Genomic DNA, 23,520 nt, shown 5'->3' with positions numbered 1-23,520 from the left:
CGTTTTAGTTGTTAAAGAGAAATATTGGTACCAAAAATAAACGTCCTGGCTATAGGATAGTTGGATGTAGCTTGCCCGTTTGTTAAGGCAGAGCCTGTAGTTCCTTCCGGATTCGTTCCTCTGTATTTTGTAATGGTGAACAAATTGTTTCCGCCCACATAAATTTTCATGTTCGCTATTTTGGCTCTTTTTACTACATATGAAGGAAGTGTATAGGCAAGCTGCACATCACGAAGCCTCAAATAATCGGCATTAAGGATATACAAATTTGATGCTTTTGTAGCTCTTCGGGCTGCCGAAAAATTTCCTAAGTTGGGTTGAGCAAAAATTCCATTCGGATTATCTATAGGATGGTATCTGTTTTCAAAATAATATTTTGTTGGCAGAGCAAATCCTTCTCCGGCTTCTCCTCTTGAAGCTAAATTTGATTCATACACCTTACGGCCCTCAACACCAGTTAATGAAAAGGATAATGAAAAGTTTTTGTAAGCAAAAGAATTGGAGAATCCATAAGTGAATTTTGGAGAATAAGTCCCCATTGGTCTCCAGTCTTTGGTATCAATTACGCCATCTCCATTTACATCTTTTACAATATAATCTCCCATTTGTGTGCCTGGTAATTTTGGTGTCTTTGGATCATTAAACTGATCTTGTGTTTTATATACACCCATAATCTGATAACCGTAATACTCGGCTATGGGACCGCCCACTTTTGTAATAATACTGCCTATATCACCAGCAATTATTTGTGTCTGACCTGGAGCCAAAGCCAATACTTCATTTTTATTGAAAGAGATATTCGCACTAGGATTCCATCTCACTTGGCCTAATTTGATATCACTGGCAGAGATGTTAAGATCTACTCCTTTATTTTGAACTTTTCCAATATTTTGTAAGGAGCTACTAAAACCCGATTGTTGCGGAACAGGCACATCCAGTAATAAATTAGAAGTAGTGGCATTATAATATTCGGCAGTAATGTCAATTTTTCTAAATAATTGCAAATCCAAACCTAAATTATAAGAAGTATTGGTTTCCCACGAAAGATTTAAATTTGGTGTGGTTGAAGCACTAAAGCCCGAAGCAGGCGTATTACCCCATACATAATTGTTGGCGGCATTACCTCCTGTTACAATACCCAATGAACCATAAGAACCAATTTGATTATTGCCGGAGCGTCCCCAGGTCGCTCTCAATTTTCCGAAACTAACAACATCTTGCTCAGGGAAGAATCCTTCTTTACTAAAAATCCAACCAGCTGTTACCGAAGGGAATTTACCCCATCTGCTATCGGCTCCAAATCTTGAAGAACCATCCATTCTATAAGAGAATGAGGCAATGTACTTGTCTGCAAAAATATATTGCAATCTTGAAAAATAAGAGATTTGCACCCATCTGTATCTGTTAGCATTTACAGTAAAAGAACTGGCTCCACCAATGTTGTCTATATTATCATCGGCAATATTTGCCCCGGTTATGATAGTTGAGAATGAATTTTCTTTCTGATAACTGTAACCTGTCAAAAGGGTAAAATCGTGCTTGTCAATTTTTTTAGAATACGTTAAGGTATGTTCCAATAAGTAATTTGTTAGTGATCCGTCTGTCTGTGAAGTAGTTGCAGGTTTAGGTGCAGGTGTACGATAAGCTCCCAGATTAGAAGGGTTATAAAAATCATACATACTTTGTGAAAAATCCCCGCCTAAAGAAAATTTATATTTTAAGCCATTAATTATAGAATAATTGATAAATGCATTCCCATAAAGTTTGAAAAAAGTACGATTGTTTTTTATCATCTTAAGTTGGGCAACCGGATTTTCTACCAAGGCACCATCTTCGGGCTGATTGGCTTTTATTTGTTGACTGATGGCCAAAGTACCGTCATCATTATATGGTTTGAAGAAAGGATACATAACTGCCATTGCACCAATTGGTTCGTCAAATCCACCATTCGCATCATAATAACGCTGTATTGTATAAGAAGGGTTAAGACTTACACCAAAGTCAGCCTTATCGGATAATTTATTGTTTAGTTTTATGCTGGCACTGTAACGTTTTAGTCCGTTTTCGATCACTAAACCTTCCTGATTGAAGGCATTGAAAGAGGTATAGTACGATGTTTTTCCGTTCCCGCCGCTCAAAGCCACATTTATATTACTTATAGGTGCTGTACGGAATATTTCATTCATCCAGTTTGTATCTGTCAAGCCGGGCTGGTTGTTCAGGTAAGGGTCCAGATAATTTAGACGTAATTCTCTCAACGAAGCTCCTTTTGCAACTCTGGTCGCACGGTCATCATTTATGCTTCTGTTTGCAGGATCTTTGGATATATATCCCTGATCTCTTGCTTCAGTAAAGAAAATAGCAGCATCATGAGCGTTAACATATTCTACTTTATCTGCTCGTTGTTGAAATCCGGTATAAGCGTCTATAGTAACATTAAATTTGTCTGCCTTACTTTTTTTGGTAGTGATAAGAATTACTCCGTTTGCAGCTCTGGAACCATATATAGATGCTGATGCAGGATCTTTTAATACTTCAAGACTTTCTATGTCATTTGGATTAATGTAATTGAAAGAAGTTCCTTCTGTAAGAGGGAAACCATCTACCACCACCAAAGGGTTACGTCCCGCAGTAAGTGTACCAATACCCCTAATGATGATTTGAGGGTTTGAACCAGGCTGCCCGGAGGCTTCGTTAATTTGAATACCGGCAGCTTTACCACTCAATTGTTGGGCAAAGTTGCTTCCGCTATAATTAGACAGTTGCTCAGCATTAACTTTGGTCACAGAACCAGTAACAAAACGCTTTTGTTGGGTGCCATACCCAACCACCACTACTTCATTTAATTTCTCGTTACTATCTTTTAATCTTGCTAAAAGGGTATTAGTACCATCTTTTACTTCAAATGCTTTTATTTGAGTGGATTGATATCCCACACAGGAAAAAGAGAAGTTATAGATTTCTCCTAATTTTAAGCCAGTTGTTGTAAATAAACCCTTTTCGTCGGTAATATTTGAAGCCACTATTTTATGATCATTGTTTTCAATTTGTACGGTTACCCCTGGCAGAGACTCGCCATTTTCGGATATTACCGTACCCGATACAATAGGATTTTGCGTTTGTGCAATTGCTTGCACCGCTGTGAATAATAACAGGTAGATAAATAACCCCCATTTACTTTTTTTAGGCCTTGATAGATTCATTGTTGTTGTTGTTGTTATTGTTGTTGCTTGGTTTATTCGTTAATTTCGTTATTGTTTTACTTTGTGATAATAAATTTCCCTTGCTCTTCCTTCAATTTAAGTCCATTCATATTGGCAATAATTGTCAGTACAGTTTGGAGGCTATCTGTTTGTTCAACAGTTCCTGTAAAATAAAGTCCTTCTATAGTTTCCTTATTATACTCTATATCCGTTTTATATTTTATACTCAGTTTTTGTAATGTCGTTTCCAGCGCTTCATTATTAAAACTAAGGGACCATTTGGTTGTCAATCTATCCTTAGCAATAACTTTATTTGTAAATAGCCCTGTACTGTCATTTGGATTAAATGCAATTATTTCGTACTTAGTATTTAGTTTATCCAATGTCAATTGTTGTCCGGGTTTCAGATAAATGTCCGGTATGGTTTTACCAATAGTATGATTATCTCTTACCCTTACACTACCTTCAAAAAGTTTTACTTCTACCCTATTCACTTTTCTGCTGTTCACTAAGAATTTTGTACCCAAAGCGGTAGTAACAAACCCTTCTGAAAATACACTAAAGGGTCTTGTTTTATCTTTGGCAACTTTAAATATTGCTATTCCCTTTAGGTTAATTATCCTGTCTTTTATATTAAATTCATTGTTGTAATCAATCTTACTTTTCGGAAATAAAACAACTGCAGACCCATCAGGCAAATCAACATTTATATTATACTGCTGCTTGTTCTCAATTATTTTTGATTTTTGTGCCAGGTGTAAATTTTTGTTCTCTGGTGTATTTGAACGTTGATTATTTATAGGGAAAAGAAATATGGTACAGATGCCAATCATAACCGCCGCTGCCCACCAGATATATCTTGAACCGAAAGTCAATTTTTTAACTGAACTTCCTTCCATCTCCTCAATAGATTCTAAAATGCGCTCTAAAAGTATTGCCGCATTTTTATTGCTTTGATCAGGAACTGTATCTTGCTCATACATTTTTTTAAAATGATTTTTGACTTGATTACTCTCTTGATCATTTACATTTTTTAAAGCCTCTTCGAGTATTGTGATTTCTTTAGGACTTATAGTTCCTTTCCACAATTTTTCGATAAGTGATTGAATTTTATCCATAATAATAAATTAAAAACGTTGCGATCTTAAAATAAGAGGTCCTTAATGACCACAGTTATTCTAAAAACGCAGCAACTACAAAAATGGGGGGTACAGTGTTCGTTAAGTAATTATTAACAAAAGAAGAGTTAATTGTAAAATACTAAGATTTGACTGTAAGCAGGCTAAGTACGGAAGTATAAACCGATGATAAATAAAGATATCGCTGACTCTTTTTCGTAGCGATTTACTGTATAGGTATGCACAAATTTTAAGGCAAGGGTAATATGTTCTTTTACCGTTTCTGAAGATATATCCATAATTTCGGCAGCCTCAGCATAGGTTTTTCCCTGTAATTTACAAAGTTCAAAGGCCTGTTTTTTGCGCAACGGTAACTGATTAATCGCTTCCGTCAAAATATTTTCTTTGATGTTCTCTATTTCGACTTCGCTTCCGGGATCGTATTCAAAATTGAAATCTGTTTTCATGGATTCCAAGTACTTTCTTTCTCTAATCAATTTTCTGATATGGGAAATAGACTGGTTGTAACTAACAGAGAATAACCACGAAGCTACTGCATGCTCATCGTGGAATTTGTGTTTGTTTTCCCAAAGCTTCAAAAAAACTTCCTGCAATACATCTTCAACAACATCAGCTTGAGGAATAAGCCGTGTGACATTGTTAAATACTATTTGCTGATAATTATTATAAACGGATATAAAAGCATCCTTATCACCGTTGGCAAAAGAAGTAATAATTTCATCATTTAGCTTATTTAAAGACATTTAGCTGTTTATTGTAAATAGTAAAGAAGAGTCTGCCAATTGTAATAAATTATCATTATTTGTTTTTTTAAAGAATGATAAGGTTGATTTTATTTTGCGAAATTATATCCTCCCAAACAAACTCTTATCATATTGTTCGTTAAGAAAATAATAACGCATCATTAAGTTGTTGGTATAAATGCATATTTTTCCAAAAGAAAGATTATGTGTCGGAATAAAATTTGCTTATGATTCCAAAATACTTTCTAGAATTAATACCGCATTTTTATTGATTTGGAATTGCTCCTTATTTGCCACAAAAAGCTAAGACTCTCCATTTTCGGCTTTTATTAAAATTACTTACTTTCGACTTTTAAACGAACTATAATACTCATTTAAAACAAGTTAACCCAATTAAAATAGATTAAAAATTGGCGTAAGAAGTGTTGTGGCAAAATCATGGCACATGCTGTTTTACAAAAATAAATATCACGAAAATCAAATGCTAAAAGGTTTAGATTCGAATGTGCAGCTCTCATATTAAAATTAGATACGAATTTCATCAATCCCCAACAGGACATCCAAACCAAATTTTGTTTCGTAGAGGTCACAAAATTAAAATCCCATTTCTTATGAAATGGGATTTTTTTATGCTTTTTTTTTGCTAATTGAATTAGTTTCAACCTGTAAATACTAACAATTTAGAAACCGGAATATCCAATTTATTTTATTCTTTTAAAATCTCCTCGTAACTGCTACTTGGTGATGGGCAGCTTAAGGTTCAATCTTTCAGATGTGGATAATCTGTATATCCGTGCTCACCTCCACCGTACATTGTCGCGTGATCAAGCTGATTGAACTCTGCATTCAATTCAAACCTTCTTGGCAGATCAGGATTGGCAAGAAATAGTGAACCATAGGCAATTATTTTTGCAATCCCTTTTTCAAGTTCTGCCTCCCCGGTTTCCTTATTGAACCCTGCATTTGCAATTACCAGATGTTTGCTTATACTTCCAAAAGTTTCCACTGCGTTTTTAGGATAGTTTGGATGATTATCCAGGGGTAACATCCCATTCATAAGATGAATATAAGACAACGGTAATTCATTCAAAGCCTCTATTAATGGCTTGAATTGTGCCTCAGGATCGCTATTCTCAATATTATTGTAATAGACAGTTGGCGATAGCTTTATACCAACTTTATCGCTTCCGATAGCAGTAACTAATTCATGCATTACTTCCAGCACAAAACGGTTCCTGTTCTCTACGCTCCCGCCATATTCATCAGTTCTAAGGTTTGCACTTTCAGATAAAAATTGATTAGGCAGATATCCAAATGCAGCATGCAGTTCAACACCATCAAAACCGGCTTCAATTGCATTTTTGGCAGCCTGACCGTAATCTTTTACAATCTGTTTGATCTCTAATATAGTCAGCTCCTGAGGAGTTTCATAATCTTTCATTCCCTGAGATGTGAAATGTTGCTGTCCTTTTATTCCAATTGCCGATGGTGCTACAGGAAGTTTTCCGTCTCTATCCACCGAATGTCCGACACGACCGGTATGCCAAAGCTGCGCATAGATTACTCCTCCGTTATCATGAACTGACTTGGTTACTTTCTTCCATGCATCGATTTGCTCCTGATTATAGAGGCTTGGTGTCAGTGGACTCCCCAAAGCCTGCTCTGAAATATTTATAGCCTCGCTCAGCAACAGTCCGGCGCTCGCACGCTGTGTGTAATACAATACAGTCAGATCTGATACTACACCTGCGCTGTTAGCTCTGCTGCGGGTCATAGGTGCCATCGCCATTGCATTTTTTAATGTTTGTTTTCCTAATGTTACCTTTTCTAGTAATTTCATAGTGTATTATTTTTTAATATTAGATGTACAGTGTACTTTATCATGTTGAAAATATCTTTCTTTAAATCAATCCTTTGTCACGACAATATTCTCTTACGCTTTGCTCAGGAGTTGGCAGCTCGCCGAAAAGTTCTTTTTGCTTTTGCGGATTTGTGCTTATGTAAATACCTTTATCGATCCACTTTATCATTTCAACCATATCTTTAATGTTGTCATTAAAACGTGCGACTAACGGAAGAACAAATTTCAGTACGAATGCAGGGATAACCGGCTCAGTTTTAATTTCTTTTTTAAGAACACTTGAAAAGGCTGCTGCCAGTATCTGCTCGTTTACTGGTCTGTCCCAGCCAACATCTATGGAAGTGTTCAATTCTGAATTGGGTAAAACAACTGCAGCCAAAGCTGTATATCTGGCCAATTGTGGTGTGTAAATAATCCCATAGCTTCCGCTTAGGAAAGTTGGGAGTATTCCTTTTTTGATTTTATTGATTATAAAATCAGGCGTCTGATCAAGGAATGCACCTGGCCTGAGCGCTATAAAAGGCTGATTTTTCTTTTTAAGATATTGCTCAATCAGGTATTTATTGTGAAAGTGAGGTACCGATCTCGCCTTATCAGATTCAAGAATAGAGATTAGCACGAAACGGGGAATGCCAGCTTCCTTGGTCGCATCAACCAGATTTTGATAACCGATTATATCTGTTGCTGCACTGTCACTTTTTTTACGACGTGTATAACCTGCTGCGCTGGCAACTATTACATCAAAACCATGCTTAGGCGAAAGAGCCTGCCTTAAAGAGGCCACATCCATCATATCTCCCACTACAAAATTTTTAACTCCTATTTTGGTAAGTTCACTTCTATTGCTGCTGGCTCTAACCATAGCAGTAACTTCTGCTCCCTGCTGCAGTAGCTCTTTCACAATCTGACTGCCCAAAAATCCTGTTGCACCGGCAACGATAACTTTTTTTGTATTCATTCTTATCTCTTTAAATTATTATTTTTACTATTTATTCAACTAAAAGAACAACCTTACCATTCACCCCTCCGGCTGCTAAAAAATCCTGTGCTATTGCTGCATACTCGAGTTTAAATGTTTTGGAAACTATCGGTAAAAATTTACCTGCCTCTATAAGGTCAATCCCCTGCTTTAAATTTTCCGGCGATATATCCGAAGCTACAAAATAGGCCATCACATTATACTGTCCCGCCAGATCCTGTGATGGCTGTATGGCGATGCTAAGTAGCTTGCCTCCTGGCTTTAAAACCTGAAAAAGCTTTGCCTGAGCATCACCTCCGGCTGTATCTGCTACCAGATCAATATCTTTAGCTATAGTAGCTATATCATTTAATTTATAATCGATCACTTCGTCGGCACCTAGTTTTTTTGCCAAAGCCACACCTTCACCTGACGCTGTAGCAATAACATATGCACCAGCAGCTTTTGCCATCTGTACCATGGCAGCACCAACAGCGCCGCCACCGCCCTGGATTAAAACTTTTTGACCTTTTTCTAATTTTCCTTCTGAAAACAGGACAGATTGTGCTGTGCCTATGTTGACACCTATTGAAGCTGCCTCTTCAAAAGACAAATCCTTAGGTTTAAGCAAAACGAAATTCTCGTTCGCAGTCACATATTGCGCATATGAATTTTTCTTTGTAAGGGCGATAACCTCATCACCTAACTTAAATTTTGTAACGCCCGCGCCAACTGCAGCAATTATTCCTGAAGCTTCACCGCCAGGTACAAAGGGCATCTCAACGGGACGGATCTGCTTCATAAATCCCATGCGTATTTTCATATCAATTGGATTTATACCTACTGCCTTAACCTTGATTAAAACGTCATTTTTACTTTGTATTGAAGGAATTGGAACTTCAACTTGTTCGATCACATCTGAACTTCCATAAGTTCTGTATTGGATTGCTTTCATTATTTTAATTATAAATTGAATAAATAGTGTAGTCTTCTTTTTTTAAAGAATACAATGTGCTGTAGTCAAGATGATTGAGGAAAATATTTTTTCGAAATGGTCAACAAGGCCGCTTTCTGGTTATGAGTGCTATCACCAGAAACTTTATTAATTTTCAGAAGCCTTAAGTAATGTGGATAAATATCTTTCTCATTTTGTCATGCTTAATTACATGGACAAATTTAAAAGCTATTAAATAGGTAAAATAACCGGAAAAGACACAAAAATAGTCCTATCCGACAGTTATAAACTTATAGAAAAGAATTTTTATGAAGTGTATGAAAATTTTTTGGGTGTGATACCATACTGCTTCTCGAACAATCTGCTGAAGTGGCTAAGGTTAGAAAATCCTAGTTCGTAACCAACCTCCGAAACGGAATGTTTTGCCTGTTTTAGCAAAAAAGCAGCTTCTTCCATTCTTGCCTTTTGGTAATAATTATAGATTGTATCTCCAAAGGTCTGCTTAAAGAGTTGTTTAAGTTTAGTTTCGCTCATTGAAGCAATAATTGCTAATTGATTCAAAACAGGCGGTGTGCTGAGGTCTTTCAATATTTCGTTGCGAATATTCAGTAGCTTCTCTGCATCGTTACTATTTATACTTTTAAAAGTTGTATTCTCCCTAAGTGACAGCTTACTAAAAAGCAGATACATTAATTCCTGAACCTTAATTTGGACATAGAAATTATTCATAGAGTTATTCATATCAACAGATACAATATTTTTCAAAAGCAATTGCATTTCAGTATCCAGGCTTTCGAAAAAAAGAAATGAAGCATTTTCCGCTGTGATAGTTTTTATCGTGCTATTGGGGTTTTCAATAGATAGAATGGCACGCAGTCTATCAGCAGCAATCGCAACTACTACATATTGGATATTACTGCCGGCAGGAAAACGGATTTCCGTCCGCAGATCATTTGTAGATAACAGTATGGAAGCATCATTTTTTTGTGAAAATGGTATATTTTCCTCATTCTCATATTTAACCTCAAGATCCTGTTTGGTATTATAAAAGAAAAAAGTGCGCACACTGCTGGTCTCCGGGGAAGGATTTCGTTTAATAATTAAATCTTCCTTCAATGTATAGCGATGTATCGTTAATTTAAAATCACTTCCAAATTCAATTTTACGCACATAGCCTTCTCCCAATGAATTTGGGATTTCCATGAAATTATCTCTTACAGTACCATTAATATGTTTTGCAAAAAATGTAATAAAATCAAAACCGAAAGCTGTTGTAAATTCGAAGATCATTTCAGTAAAATATATTTAAATCACTAAATTACTTCAAAACTGCAATAAAAAGATTTCATAGATCTGTTTTTTATACGATAACTTGAAAAAACACCTATACTAATGGGACTGGAGCTGCCTCCCATATTGCCGCAAAAGGTTAAGGCAGTTTTTAAAGATATTTCACCTTCTAACTTTTGTGACGGAATCGTGGCACAGGTATTTTGAACAATTAAAAATTTAGTAAATTATGGACAATGAGGTCTAGGTTCCTATATATAAACTGTCATATCAAAAAAAAATAAAAATTAGATACAAATTTTACACCAATCCCCAACAGGACTTTTTTTAGAATCAAACAACAAACTGCAAATATTTTTTTTATACGAAAAATATATCTTCAAAATTGACCTTTTTACTGTTGTTCTAAAGAAGCTAATACATTGATTAATATCTCACGAAAAAATCAATAAATTAATATAACATTTACTAAATTAGTACTATAACTTCAAAACCCCTTATAGATATGTGCCCTATAAAACGAAAATTATTGGTTATGGCAATTTTACTGAGTTCATTTTATGGAATGGCTCAAAAAACAATTCTTATCAACGATGTTCAAATTTTTAATGGTAAGGATGAAAAAACAACTAAGGGAAATCTTTTGATTGTCAATAATCTGATCAGCAAATTTTCTACATCACCAATCCCAACCGATAAAAGTGCAAATACAACCATCATCGATGGTAAAGGAAAATTTTTAATGCCGGGACTTATTGATGCCCATACCCTATACAATACATTACTGCCATTGCTATGAAGTCCGCGGAAAAAGACCTGATGCAGGGCTTTACCACTTTCAGGGACCTTGCCGGTCCAGCAGTCGGACTGCAAAAAGCAATAGACAGGGGTTTGATTATAGGTCCGCGTATTTATCCCTCCGGCGCGATGATTTCCCAAACTGGAGGCCACGGCGACTTCCTTAGCCCAAACGCTGTTCCAAAAGATATGGCGGCAAACCTTGACTTTACCGAACGTTATAATTTTGGCATAATCGCTGATGGAGCAGATCAGGTATTGAAACGTGTACGGGAGCAGTTGCGCCTTGGTGCTACACAAATAAAACTGGCCGCCGGAGGTGGTGTTTCTTCAACGTATGACCCTTTGGATATCTCTCAGTTTACAGAAGCAGAAATGAAGGCCGCTGTTGACGCAGCTGAAAACTGGGGTACTTATGTTACCGTACACGCTTACACGCCAAGAGCCATACAAACTGCATTGCGCGCCGGGGTGCGCTGTATAGATCATGCCCAGCTTATTGATGATGAAACAGCAAAAATGCTGGCCGATAAAAAAGCATGGCTAAGTCTGCAGCCTTTTATCGACGAAGGTAAGAGCCTTTATGCTGATGGTTCACCTAACCGCATAAAACAACAAACTATGATGAGCGGTACTGAGAAAGCCTATAATTTTGCAAAAAAATATAACATTAAAACTGCATTTGGAACTGATTGCCTTTTCGAGCCTGAACATTCGGTAAAAAGAGCAGGTGATCTTGTAAAGTTATTGCGCTTCTATACCCCTTATGAAATATTAAAAATGGCTACCTCTACAAATGCGGAATTACTGACCATGAGCGGCCCACGTAATCCCTATCCCAAAAAGCTGGGTGTTATAGAAGAAGGTGCTTATGCCGATGTTTTATTGGTAGATGGTAATCCGCTTATTAATTTGAATATACTGGAAGACTATGACAAAACTCTACTACTGATTATAAAAGACGGAGTTATTTATAAAAATTTACTCAGCAAATAGTTTTTGGAATCGATTACTAAAAGACTAAAGATTCGTATTGAAATATACTAAAAAAAAATCCATCAATCCTCAACAGGACATCTAAACCAAATTCATAAGGCCAATGAAAAACAGACACTAAATGTAGTAAGCCAATCTCTTCAAATCCTCCATAAAATTTATAGAAATTTGTTCTGTAGAGGTCACCACAGCCAAATGGCGCCAATTGGCGCCATTTTTTATATTATTAAATAGTAAAAGTAATCCCAGAACTATAAACCAACTGATTTTTATTTTATAAATCTTTATTTACGCTGTAGATTACATTAAGCTTCCACTTGTACCCACCCGTCTAGTTTTCCGAATATTGTCATTAATTTTGATGGGATTCTTTTCTCTTGTACAGTTGCAAGTTTAAGAATTGAAGTGATTTTATCTTCTTCTCCATTTTGTGTTAATTCTACCCAATCAGGATTAACAATCAAAGTTCTTCCAATTGCCACCATAGAAACACCATAGTTTACTACCTGATCCGCCATTGCAGGTGTTGTAATACCTCCAGCAACAAGAACGGGAACTCTGTTGTTAACATAATTGTTTAGCACAGCTGATATAGGTTCTTTAGAAAATTCTGACTCAATTGGCATTTGATTAACGGCATCCAGTAGAGAGAAATGTAAATAATCGATCTTTTCTTCAATCAACTTATCCATTAAAATGAACGTATCTGGAAGTCCATACGTTTGTTGTGGAAATTCTTCCGGAGAGATTCTGTACCCAATCAAAAAAGGATGATCAGCATATTTTGAAACTATATTTTTTACTTCTCTTAAAATTTCAAGGCTAAGTCGTAAACGATTTTCCAGAGAACCTCCCCATTGATCATTTCTATTATTGAAAAAAGGCGATATAAAATTTTGAAGCAAAAATCCATGTGCTCCATGAATTTCTACGCCGTCAAAACCAGCTTCAATTGCTCTTCTTGTGGTATCTCCAAATGCTTTGATGATTTCCAGAATTTCATTTTCGCTCAATTCTTTTGGAAGGTTTTCTTTTTCAAAAAGTACAATAGGTCCACTTGAAACTGCACTTGCACTTACCACTTTACCATCTGGAATAAGCCCAGGAATTGCTTTATTTCCCGCATGAAACATCTGTAAAATTGCTGGTGCTCCACCACTTTTCGCGGCATCTGCCAACTTCTTCAAACTTGGAAGAAAAGTATCGTCATATCCTGCAAATTCGTGAGTAAAACCAATACCATTTGCCATAACGTGGGTACATCCTGTGATTACTAAACCAACCCCATTTACTCTTTTCTTGTAATATTCAACTTCTTCATCAGATATAGTGAAGTCTTCATTAGATGCCCAGGTAGTCATAGGCGACATCACAATTCTGTTTTTTAAACTAATTCCGTTCCCAAATAACAAGGGAGTAAACAACTTATTATATTTATTCATTACTTATTTTATTTTTAAACGCAAAGCTCCACTGAAAGCAATACAATGCTCCCAGTAAAAACTTTAACGAAATGATCTTTAATTATTTAGTATACAAATGAAAAAGCTTTGAAACAACTTTCCATTCACCATTAATTTTGATTAATGAATGGTAATCTGTGAAATCTTCATCTGCTGCATCGTGTTCCATTTCAATGCGAACAATTGCTGTGGTAGGTGTTTTGTGCAAAACCGTAAGATTGGTTTTGATATTGGGTGCTGCGCCAAATTTCTCAACATAAGTGTAGAGATTATCTATACTGCCTTGTGAGAGGTCATCTCCTAAATGACCGTACATTATCGCATCCTGATGAAAGGTCTTTTTCAATTCTGTTACGTTCCCTGTTTTTAATCCGTGAACATAGCCTTCCATTGCCGACAGAACATCTTCATAATCCTGAACAGCGTTTATATTTTGATTTGCTGCCATTATTCTTATTTTTTAATTTGATAAATTTTACTGATAATTTTCCAATCGCTGCCATCCTTAACCAATGTAAACATATCTGCATATTTGTCAGGTCCAAACTGAGATTCGATTCTTACAATTGCTACATCACCTTCTACATCCAGAGTCGTCAATTTGTAATTCGCTTCCATTGGCTTCATTGCAGAAAATCCATCAAACAGTGCCTGGATAGGAACACTTTTTAATGCTCCATTTTCAGACCACGACATTGTTGCGGTAGACGCAAATGCCGGTTTTGCAATATTTCCATCGCCTTTTTTTCCTGCTTCAACATATAAATCTATTGCTTTCAGGATCCCTTCTTTTTGTTCTTGATTGTTTTGCATAACTTCTATTTTATTGTTTTGAATATTTTTATCTTGACAGGAAACTAATAAGCCTCCAATTGTTAGTGCCGAAATAATGGCTACCGTAGGAAATAAGGAAAATAATTTTCTCAAAATTTTCCCAGTACCTTGCCTAAAGCCATTATTATTAAGATCTGTGGAACTTGAAACTGCGTTTTTTTGATCTGGAATGTTTGTCATAAATCGTTTTGTTTTAGTTAAGTATTATTATTATTTTGAGCATAATCTACTGTGCTGACTGACAGAATAATTAAGCTCTATTTCTAAAACAAAGGTACAATGACCAAAGCATGAAGTTTTTTCTAATTAGTTCAAAGATTTTGACTAATTAGTCCTTTTTTAGAATTGGAAATTATACAATTTGGAAGTTTCTCCATTAAGTAAGATTTGTTATAAAAACTTTTTTAATGAGATATGGAGAATAAGATGGTAGATTGAGATTCAAAAAATTGAATACTGAAATTTTATCAAAGTTGATTTAGTGCTCCATTAATCGGAGTATTACCATCATGCATTAAAATGACATTACTTGTAGTTGAATTATTTTCTAATATTCAAAAAAAAGAGGTCTACAACATTAGCAATGGAATAACTAATACTTGCATAATTTTTATTTTAAAATTATCTACTAACGGGAGATACTTGGTGCCTGCCCGTGAAATTCTTTGTAAATTCTCGAAAAGTGAGAGACGTTTTCAAATCCTAGTGAATAACAGATGTCTGAAACCGACAAAGCAGTAGTTTCCAGCATATCTTTTGCTTTTTCCAATCTCTTTTCTCTGATCCAGGTTGCCGGTGCAACATTGTATATATTTTGAAAATCTCTTTTAAAACTTGACAGACTTCTTCCGGAAAGATAAGCCAGTTCAGAAACAGAGACTGGTGAAGCATAATGCTGTTCTACAACATTGCGGATATCAGTTCTCACAGGTTCGTGCAACTGGAGAATTTGTAAAAACATATTTCGGTTACATTCTGCAACATCATAAAGCAATTCCATAATCTTCAGGCGAAGCTGTCCGGGATGAACCACAGAATGATCAAAAAAGTAAGGCTTTAGAGAATGGGCAAATGCAACCAAACATTCATTCATTGGGTAAACACCTGTCTTAATTTCTTCTTCAGGTTTTGATACCTTAATTTCTGAGGTTGATAAAAATGATTTTAGAACATCATCTTTGATACTGAACATGAAACTGTCGTAAATATTATCATTTTCAGCATTCCCAAATTTATGATACTTTACAGCAGTTGCTTTTTTTAGCAAAATCATATCGTTCTTGCCAAGCTTATATTCCTGTTTTCCATAAGTTAGAATAATGGATCCTTCCAGTACAATTAGGAGTAAGTGCTGTTCTAAATACATAATTCCTTTAACTTCGGTACTGTGTATGCACTGCTCAATTACAGAACAGCCATCCAGCATCAGGAAGTTTTGCGGAGCATCACAGCCAATCAAAGAAGTTGGAACTTTAATCATTTTTTTCATACTACAACTGTTAAAGCTATAAAGCGGTTTTAATTTTGTCTTAGAAATTCTTTTTGAATTAATCCAAAATATTATAAACTTAAGTTACAAAGATACAAGCATTAAGAAAAATATATTTTTCTTTTTAGTCCAAATATTTTGCTCTTTTAGTCCTTAAACAATTCATCCATTTAGGAAATAGAAAATATTATGCAAAAAAATAACTTAATAGCTAATATACCATATAAGGTTATAAGAGGTTTAGGTTCTAAACTTATTGGGTTCAGCAGTTTTTTTATAGAAAATCAAATTATACTGTAAGCTTCAGTAAAAAACATACGTAAATATGTATCACGTCTTCCCACTTTTGTATAAGCCGCAACAACAACTCCTACTCTAACTTTGCCTCATTATTAATCATATAAAGAAATAAAAATGAGCAAAACAATTTTAATCACAGGAGCATCATCAGGTTTTGGATTGATGCTGGCAAATGATCTTCACAAAAAAGGATTTAATGTAATTGGAACTAGTCGTGAACCGCAAAAATATAAAGTCCCTTTTAAATTAATACGCCTGGATATAGATGACGATAATTCAATTATTGCATTCAAAGAAAAACTGTTTGCCGAAACAAAACAATTAGATGTCCTGGTAAACAATGCAGGTTTTATGATCACTGGTATTGCAGAAGAAACGCCAATAGATGTAGCCAGAAAACAATTTGAGACCAATTTCTGGGGAACCGTTAAAGTTACCAATGCGTTATTACCGTACTTTAGAAAACAAAAATTTGGACAAATCATAACTGTAAGTTCAATTGTTGGTTTGATTGGGCCTCCAAATTTATCTTACTACTCTGCTTCTAAACATGCAGTTGAAGGATATTTCAAGTCACTTCGTTTCGAACTCAATCCCTTTAATATTAAAGTTAGTGTTGTTGAACCTGTCTGGTTTAAAACCAATCTTGGACATAATGCCATTTCTTCAACAGGAAGCATTCCAGATTACAATATTTATAGAAAAAAGGTCAACGCAGCTACTCAAAAAGGCTTAGACGAGGCAGAATCACCAGATGCAGTAGCTAAAATTATTACCAAACTAATTGATACAAAAGAACCAAAATTCAGTAATCCTGCTGGTAAAATGTCTGGTATGATTGTATTCCTGCAGCATTATGCTCCAAAAATGTTTGAAAGTTCAATATTAAAAAGCATTAGATAAATATCCTGACAAAAATTCAAATTAATTATCATAGCATTAGAATGTTTCAAGATTATTTTAGCATTCTGATTTGCATTAAAATAAAAACAAATGAAAAATAAAATCATAACAAATGCCGCACTTAAAATTAATCCTGAATTCATAGCGCAAGTACTTCCGCTTGCAATTGAAACGAAAAACCAGATTTTACTTGAAGAAGGATGTGAAAATTTTGTGCTGATGCGAAAAACCGAAGAACCCAATACTATAGTAATTTTTGCTGTTTATACTTCAAAAGAAACTTATGATTGGCATCTGGAACAGGATTATGTAAAACGCTTTTTTGATTTTTTAAACGGAAAACTGATTGCTCCGCCGGAAGTAACATATCTCGAAGAAATTTAAATGGCGCACATCATAAACTTTTTAAATGTAAATTTATAATGTATAAAAACGTCAAGTATGAAAAATTATAAAACGATAAGTGAACTCTATACCTCAAACGGATTTCCGCCTCCCGAAAATCCGTTGTTGGGGCTGGTAACTTTTGAAGAGCTAAAAGGTTGCACGTTTGCTGAAACAGAATTCACAATGGATTTTTATAAAATAGCTTTAAAAAAAGTAAAATCCGGTACCATTTTATACGGAAAAACCAAGTACGATCACGATAACGGTTCTATGGCATTTGTAAAACCCGGTCAGAAAATTACAATGAGCGATATTGAACTTACCGAAAAAGGCTTTATGATTTATATTGATGAAGATTTTTTAATGAATACCAATCTTTATTCGGAAATCAAAAAATATGGATTTTTTGATTATGAAGTCAATGAAGCTTTGCATTTATCACCAAAAGAAGAAGAAACTATCTGGGATTTATTTTATAAAATAAAATTAGAATATTACAATAATCAGGATGATTTCAGTAAAGATATTATGCTGACTCATATCGATTCTATTCTAAAATATTCTCAACGGTATTACAAACGGCAGTTTTTAAACAGAACTTCATTATCAGGAACAGTAATTACTAAGTTTACCGAGATTCTAAAATTATACTTCGAAAGTGGAAAACTTCAGAAAGAAGGATTACCAACCGTTAAATATATGGCATCAAAGCTATCGTTATCTGTACGATATCTAAGTGATTTACTTAAGCAGGAAACAGGTAAAACAGCTTTAGAGCACATCCATATTTCTCTGGTAACAGAGGCTAAAAATCTCTTGGTAAGCACTGACAATACTGTAGCAGAAACGGCTTATCAATTAGGTTTTGAGAATCCACCCTATTTTTCCAGATTATTTAAAAAAGAAGTTGGAATAACTCCAACAGAATACCGTGAACAATTTTTAAATTAACAGTCAAATCTCACATGCAATAAATATGCAGAAATAGTCTAAAAAATGGTGTCTTAAAAGTAATTTATAAAATTTTGATTTTTACTACAAACAAAAAAGTCTCTCAAATTGAGGGGCTTTTGATGTGATATTAACAGGCGCTAATTCGAACCTTTTATTTGAATATTTAAAAATTTTAGCTGATTGTTTTAAAGATTAAAATCAGTAAAACATCTAAAAAAACTTTTATGCAAAAACTACCAAATTCAATCTAATTATCATTTACCAAGCAATAGCTTATTTAAATATTTATGTATCTTAGCAAAGCTAAAAAAATGCTTCTAAAGCATTTTTTACATACTGTTATATGAAAGCACTTTTAAAACAAAATATCGCTAAACATATTTCTCTTTCAGAAAATGAAACAGAAGAGTTTAGCAATTTATTTGAGCAAAAGTTAATCCCTAAAAAAAGCTTTTTACTCAGAGAAGGCGAGATTTGTAAATTTGAAGGTTTTGTTACCAAAGGACTTTTTCGGGTTTATCATATTGACAAAAATGGTTTTGAACAAATACTCTATTTTGCTATTGAAAATTGGTGGATTACTGATATTGACAGTTTTACTACTGAAACTCCTTCACAACTTTTCATAGAAGCGCTCGAAGACAGCGAAGTACTTGTGATTTCTAAAAAAGATAAGGAGTTTGCTTATGCTAATTTGCCTAAAATTGAAAAGCTGTTTCGGGTAATGACACAAAAAACACACGTTGCCCTTCAACGAAGAATGATAGATAACCTTAGCAAAACAGCAGAATCCCGTTATATCGAATTTATAGAAAAATACCCACAGCTTATTCAACGGCTTTCTAACATACAAATAGCTGCTTATTTGGGTATTACCAATGTTTTTTTGAGTAATATTCGAAAGAAAATTGCTGTCAAAAAATAAGATTTCCTTTATTTATTAAACTAGTTTAATGTTTTAAGATTGCATTTCGTTTCATCTTTGCAGTGTTAATTTAAACCAACACACGAAATGAAATCGAAGATTATTTCATCCGTTCGCCTTACAGGCTCGGGTCACGAACACGGAAAAACAAATATTAAAACCGTGAGTAAACACACTATCTCGAGAGTATTTATAACAATTTTAATTTTATTGAATATGGAATCACAAGCACAAAGTTTCAAAACAATTGAAACTAAAGATTTAAAACTTCAGGTTTACAACGCATCAGAAAACAGCTTTGGTGTAGCATCGGTAATTGTATCGGGAAAAACAGATGCGGTTTTAATTGACGCGCAATTTACTTTGGCGGATGCCGAAAAAGTAGCGCAGGAGATTAAAGCAAGCGGTAAAAAACTAACCACAATTTATGTTTCTCACGCAGATCCTGATTACTATTTTGGATTGGAGATATTTAAAAAATATTTCCCGGATGTAGTTGCTTATGCATCACCTTCTTCAGTAGAGGCAATTAAGGCTACAGCTCAAAAAAAATTAGACGTTTGGGGTGAACGATTAGGTAAAGCAATTACGTCAAATGTTGTTTTGCCGCAGGTTTTAAAGGGAAACAGCATTGAACTGGAAGCTCAGAAATTAGAAATCGTTGGTTTGGAAGATTTTCCAAATAAAACTTTTGTATGGATCCCTTCTATCAAAGCAGTTGTAGGCGGAATTAATGTTTTTGGAACTAGTTTCCATCTTTGGATGGCTGATGCTCAAACTACAGAAGCCCGTAAAAACTGGATTGCCGTTTTAGATAAAATCTCGGCTTTGAAACCTGAAATTGTAATTCCAGCTCATGCTAATTCTAATTCTCCATTTGATATCGCTGCTGTAAATCACACGAAAAGTTATATTCAATTCTACGAAGAAGCTTTGAAAACCAACAAAACATCAGAAGCTTTAATTACTGCTTTGAAAACAAAATATCCAACACTTACTTTTGAAACTGCCCTAATGATTGGTGCAAAAGTGAATACTGGAGAAATGAAATGGTAAAATCAATCATTTACAGCCTGACGATACTCTTTGTATTGTCAGGCTGTTCTTTAAATAAAAAGACAATGACAAATCTTGAAATAGTTAAAAGTACTTACGAAGGAAAAACTTCAGAAGAAAATGGTCAAAATTTGGCTAAATATGTTGCCGAAGATATTTCATGGACAGAAGCTAAAGGTTTTCCGTATGCAGGAACTTATATTGGTTTAGAAAATATAACCAAAAATGTCTTTAGCCGATTAGGAAGCGAATGGATTGATTATAAATTTACTCCTGAAGATTATGTTGCCAGCGATGATAAAGTAGTAGCATACGGCACTTACACAGGAACCTATAAAATTACAGGCAAATCATTCACTGCCAGAGTGGCTCACATTTGGAAATTGAAGAACAGTAAAATTATCAGTTTCGAACAGTTTGTAGATAGCCAGCCTGTAAATGATGCTTTGAAATAAAACTGTTTTTTATATCTTGCATTGTATTAATGAATCATCAAACTAATGCACGAAAAATTAATAGCCTATATCCGCCAATATGCAAACTTACCGCTAACAAGTGAAGAGCAAGCCTTAATTGTTGCAACTTTTCAACCTAAGAAGCTACGAAAAAAACAATACTTTTTACAAGAAGGCGATGTATGCAAATATGCTGGCTTTATTGTAAAAGGTGCTATGCGCCAATACAGTGTAGATGATAAAGGTGCAGAACATATTGTACATCTGTTAATTGAAAATTATTGGGCAAACGATCGCGAAAGCTCAACGATGCTAACTCCATCCAAATATAATATTGATGCTTGGGAAGATACCGAACTTCTCATTATTACAAGAGCTGAAATGCTTGATTTAATGGAGAAAATACCTGCTATGGCGCAAATGATCTATTTAATGGATGAAAGAAATGCCATTGCTAACCAACGAAGGTTAAATTCTACTATTAGCAACACGGCAGAAAAACGTTATGAAGAGTTTGCCAGCAACCACCCACAATTTATCCAGCGCTTTCCGCAACACATCATTGCCTCTTTTTTAGGTATTACCAAAGAAACATTGAGCCGAATTAGGAAACAAGGAACAAAATAACTTATCTTTTAAATTTGAGTTCATAAAAACCGTTGACAAATGTCAACGGTTTTTTTTATCATATCTCATTGTTTCGAGGTGTACTTCTAATGCAACTTTGCCCTATCAAAATGATAAAAAAATAACATTAAAATTTAAATAAAAAAATGGAAAATTCAAAAAATACCTCAGCAACTCAACTTCTTCGTAATAGTTTAGATACATTTTTAGCCAAAGACATGAAAGGCTGGTCAGAACTTTGTGCTGAGGATGTAGTTGCCGAATTTCCTTTTGCTCCAGAAGCATCTCAATCAAGATTTGAAGGTCGTGCTGCACTGTATGCTTATTTGAAAGATTATCCTAGTTATATAGATGTAAAATCTATTCCAACTTTGAAAATCTACGGTACTGATGACCCAAATGTTGCTATTGCAGAATGGAGTGCTTCAGGTAAAGTAATTGGCAATGGGAATCAATATGAAATGAGCTATGCTACTTTTGTAACCTTTCGTGACGGGCTAATTGTAAACTATCGTGAATACTGGAATCCACAAGCTTTTCAAAAAGCAATGAGCGGTGCAAACTTCGCCGAATAAATCACAAATATAAAAACCGTTGATAAACTTCAACGGTTTTTATATCATATAGCATCGTTTTAGTGCTAGCCATTAAGTAAAATAGATTTTATGCCTATTTAGTTATTTTCAGATAGAGCAAAAACTTAACTAAGCATTACTAATGTAAGAAATAAAAGACTCGATTTTTTCATTTTAAACTTTGTGTAATTGATTAAGAATTGTTTTGAATCAAAAACTTACTTTTTTGAAGCATCTATTTGCTTTGAGGCAAAAAACATTACAATAATTATATACAATTCTGTTATAACTGCTGGTAATAAATCATTTGTCCAACCGTCAAATAGCACGCTAATGATCCTGCAAGAGAGTATTACAGATATTAGCAATAAAGAAGATTGATACCAGGTCTTGTTTTTGGTGATTAAACCCATAAGCATTATTAAACCACCACCAATAAGCATACCGCCTATAGCTCCTCTAAATGTACTATAAGTCATTATACCTAATGGTCTAATGCCATATAAGTCAAACGTATTTAATGGGGCAAATACATTTACGGCACCTAGTAAAAACAAAGGGATAATCCCCAGTATTACTAAAATATTGAATGCATTTTTCATTTCCATGCTTAAATATTAACAACAATTTTACCAACAGTTCTACCTTTTTCTAAATACAAATGAGCCTCACTCATCTCGCCAAATGAAAAAGTTTTTGAAACGTGTGATTTCAATATTCCTCTTTCCATTAATTGTGAAAGTTTCAACATGTTTTCACCTGATGACTGTACAAGTAAAAATGATAGATTCACATTTTTTACTTTTGCTTTTTCAAGTTCTTCAGCAGACATACTGCTAGTTGTAATTGAAACAATTGTCCCACCTTCTTTTATTACATCTAATGATTTTAAAATAGTATCACCTCCAATGGTATCTAACACAAAATCAGCATCTGATACTATGTCTTGAAAATTTTCTGTTGTATAATCTATATGTTCATCTACCCCATTTTGCAAAACAAATTCTCTGTTTTTTGCTGATGAAGTACCAATTACATAAGCTCCAAAATGCTTGGCAATTTGTGTTGCATAATGTCCAACACCACCCGATGCAGCATGAATTAACACTTTGTCTCCTTTTTTTACATTAGCTTTTTCTACCAAAGCTTGGTAAGCTGTAAGTGCCGCAAGTGTAGCTGATGCAGCCTCCTGATGAGAAATATTTGTGGGTTTTAAAGTTAAATGTGTAGATGGCACTGCAACATATTCTGCATAAGCATTTCCTTTCCCAGGGAAATTTGCCATTCCAAAAACGGCATCACCAATTTTGAAATCGGTTACGGCATCACCAACTTCAACTATTGTCCCAGACAAATCCCAACCTATAATTGCTGGTCTATCTGCACCAAGAATCCAATTTAATGCTCCATTATTTGACCTTACTTTATAATCAATTACGTTTATACTTAATGAAACTGGTTTTACTAAAACTTCATTATTTTTAATAATTGGCTTTGCTATATCTACAAATTTTAGATTATCAACACCACCTGCTTCATTTAAAATTATTGCTTTCATTTTATTATTTTTTAAAGTTTTTTACTTTTATTATTATATAATTTATTATTG

At 34.5% G+C, this 23,520-nt stretch carries 23 protein-coding genes; 10 read left to right on the top strand and 13 right to left on the bottom strand.

Annotation, left to right across the window (positions count from 1 at the left end):
• Positions 1-11: 11 nt before the first annotated feature.
• The 7 genes from CHB81_RS07710 to CHB81_RS07675 all read right to left on the bottom strand — a co-directional run bounded on the left by CHB81_RS07710 (position 12) and on the right by CHB81_RS07675 (position 10,149).
• Positions 12-3,203 carry a TonB-dependent receptor gene (locus CHB81_RS07710; protein ID WP_089351317.1) on the bottom strand — a complete coding sequence of 1,064 codons (3,192 nt, stop codon included), beginning with the start codon at positions 3,201-3,203 and terminating at the stop codon, positions 12-14.
• Between the two features lie 56 nt (positions 3,204-3,259).
• Positions 3,260-4,321 (bottom strand): FecR family protein, encoded by a 1,062-nt coding sequence (locus CHB81_RS07705; RefSeq protein WP_089351316.1) that lies wholly within the window; start codon positions 4,319-4,321, stop codon positions 3,260-3,262.
• 164 nt (positions 4,322-4,485) lie between these two features.
• The gene (locus tag CHB81_RS07700; RefSeq protein WP_089351315.1) at positions 4,486-5,085 is read right to left on the bottom strand and encodes an RNA polymerase sigma factor; all 600 of its coding nucleotides are present in this window, start codon (positions 5,083-5,085) and stop codon (positions 4,486-4,488) included.
• Between the two features lie 760 nt (positions 5,086-5,845).
• Positions 5,846-6,925 carry an alkene reductase gene (locus tag CHB81_RS07690; protein WP_089351313.1) on the bottom strand — a complete coding sequence of 360 codons (1,080 nt, stop codon included), beginning with the start codon at positions 6,923-6,925 and terminating at the stop codon, positions 5,846-5,848.
• Positions 6,926-6,986: 61 nt separating this feature from the next.
• Positions 6,987-7,904 (bottom strand): NAD(P)H-binding protein, encoded by a 918-nt coding sequence (locus CHB81_RS07685; RefSeq protein WP_089351312.1) that lies wholly within the window; start codon positions 7,902-7,904, stop codon positions 6,987-6,989.
• Between the two features lie 31 nt (positions 7,905-7,935).
• Positions 7,936-8,859, bottom strand: coding sequence for an NADP-dependent oxidoreductase (locus CHB81_RS07680; protein ID WP_089351311.1), 924 nt, complete (start codon positions 8,857-8,859; stop codon positions 7,936-7,938).
• Between the two features lie 306 nt (positions 8,860-9,165).
• Complete coding sequence (locus tag CHB81_RS07675; protein ID WP_089351310.1) at positions 9,166-10,149, bottom strand: AraC family transcriptional regulator; 984 nt, start codon at positions 10,147-10,149, stop codon at positions 9,166-9,168.
• Between the two features lie 535 nt (positions 10,150-10,684).
• On the opposite strand from CHB81_RS07675, the gene CHB81_RS27050 reads away from it, so the two are divergent.
• Entirely contained in the window at positions 10,685-10,948 is a 264-nt protein-coding gene (locus tag CHB81_RS27050) for a hypothetical protein (RefSeq protein ID WP_217899720.1), read from the top strand.
• Positions 10,945-11,943: an amidohydrolase family protein gene (locus tag CHB81_RS07670; RefSeq protein WP_217899719.1), complete on the top strand. Its 999-nt coding sequence runs from the start codon at positions 10,945-10,947 to the stop codon at positions 11,941-11,943. The genes CHB81_RS27050 and CHB81_RS07670 overlap by 4 nt, the downstream gene beginning before the upstream one ends.
• A gap of 305 nt (positions 11,944-12,248) precedes the next feature.
• Here the strand turns inward: CHB81_RS07670 and CHB81_RS07665 are convergent, their stop codons facing one another.
• The 4 genes from CHB81_RS07665 to CHB81_RS07650 form a co-directional block, all read right to left on the bottom strand.
• Entirely contained in the window at positions 12,249-13,385 is a 1,137-nt protein-coding gene (locus tag CHB81_RS07665; RefSeq protein WP_089351309.1) for an NADH-dependent flavin oxidoreductase, read from the bottom strand.
• Positions 13,386-13,467: 82 nt separating this feature from the next.
• A complete protein-coding gene (locus tag CHB81_RS07660) occupies positions 13,468-13,854 on the bottom strand; it encodes a nuclear transport factor 2 family protein (protein WP_089351308.1) in 387 nt (128 codons plus the stop codon).
• Between the two features lie 5 nt (positions 13,855-13,859).
• Complete coding sequence (locus tag CHB81_RS07655; protein WP_089351307.1) at positions 13,860-14,420, bottom strand: nuclear transport factor 2 family protein; 561 nt, start codon at positions 14,418-14,420, stop codon at positions 13,860-13,862.
• 448 nt (positions 14,421-14,868) lie between these two features.
• Complete coding sequence (locus tag CHB81_RS07650) at positions 14,869-15,729, bottom strand: AraC family transcriptional regulator (RefSeq protein WP_089351306.1); 861 nt, start codon at positions 15,727-15,729, stop codon at positions 14,869-14,871.
• A 414-nt stretch (positions 15,730-16,143) separates the two neighbouring features.
• Here CHB81_RS07650 and CHB81_RS07645 point away from each other — a divergent pair, with 414 nt between their 5' ends.
• From CHB81_RS07645 to CHB81_RS07610, 8 genes are all read left to right on the top strand, one after another.
• Positions 16,144-16,932 carry an SDR family NAD(P)-dependent oxidoreductase gene (locus CHB81_RS07645; protein WP_089351305.1) on the top strand — a complete coding sequence of 263 codons (789 nt, stop codon included), beginning with the start codon at positions 16,144-16,146 and terminating at the stop codon, positions 16,930-16,932.
• Between the two features lie 90 nt (positions 16,933-17,022).
• On the top strand, positions 17,023-17,316 hold the full coding sequence (locus CHB81_RS07640; protein WP_089351304.1) for a putative quinol monooxygenase: 294 nt from the start codon (positions 17,023-17,025) through the stop codon (positions 17,314-17,316).
• A gap of 57 nt (positions 17,317-17,373) precedes the next feature.
• A complete protein-coding gene (locus CHB81_RS07635) occupies positions 17,374-18,270 on the top strand; it encodes an AraC family transcriptional regulator (protein WP_089351303.1) in 897 nt (298 codons plus the stop codon).
• A 346-nt stretch (positions 18,271-18,616) separates the two neighbouring features.
• Positions 18,617-19,198 (top strand): Crp/Fnr family transcriptional regulator, encoded by a 582-nt coding sequence (locus CHB81_RS07630; RefSeq protein ID WP_089351302.1) that lies wholly within the window; start codon positions 18,617-18,619, stop codon positions 19,196-19,198.
• Positions 19,199-19,285: 87 nt separating this feature from the next.
• On the top strand, positions 19,286-20,254 hold the full coding sequence (locus CHB81_RS07625; RefSeq protein WP_176427500.1) for an MBL fold metallo-hydrolase: 969 nt from the start codon (positions 19,286-19,288) through the stop codon (positions 20,252-20,254).
• 65 nt (positions 20,255-20,319) lie between these two features.
• Positions 20,320-20,709, top strand: coding sequence for a nuclear transport factor 2 family protein (locus CHB81_RS07620; protein ID WP_089351301.1), 390 nt, complete (start codon positions 20,320-20,322; stop codon positions 20,707-20,709).
• Positions 20,710-20,754: 45 nt separating this feature from the next.
• Positions 20,755-21,336 (top strand): Crp/Fnr family transcriptional regulator, encoded by a 582-nt coding sequence (locus CHB81_RS07615; RefSeq protein WP_089351300.1) that lies wholly within the window; start codon positions 20,755-20,757, stop codon positions 21,334-21,336.
• 146 nt (positions 21,337-21,482) lie between these two features.
• The gene (locus CHB81_RS07610) at positions 21,483-21,911 is read left to right on the top strand and encodes a nuclear transport factor 2 family protein (protein WP_089351299.1); all 429 of its coding nucleotides are present in this window, start codon (positions 21,483-21,485) and stop codon (positions 21,909-21,911) included.
• Positions 21,912-22,129: 218 nt separating this feature from the next.
• Here the strand turns inward: CHB81_RS07610 and CHB81_RS07605 are convergent, their stop codons facing one another.
• Together CHB81_RS07605 and CHB81_RS07600 are read right to left on the bottom strand one after the other, a co-directional pair.
• On the bottom strand, positions 22,130-22,513 hold the full coding sequence (locus CHB81_RS07605) for a DUF4345 family protein (RefSeq protein ID WP_089351466.1): 384 nt from the start codon (positions 22,511-22,513) through the stop codon (positions 22,130-22,132).
• 8 nt (positions 22,514-22,521) lie between these two features.
• Entirely contained in the window at positions 22,522-23,469 is a 948-nt protein-coding gene (locus CHB81_RS07600) for an NADP-dependent oxidoreductase (RefSeq protein WP_089351298.1), read from the bottom strand.
• Between the last annotated feature and the right edge of the window lie 51 nt (positions 23,470-23,520).

This window comes from Flavobacterium sp. ov086 (assembly GCF_900187965.1).
Classification (GTDB): domain Bacteria; phylum Bacteroidota; class Bacteroidia; order Flavobacteriales; family Flavobacteriaceae; genus Flavobacterium.
Note: the sequence above shows the minus strand (reverse complement) of the source record. Positions and strands in the feature narration are given on the sequence as shown.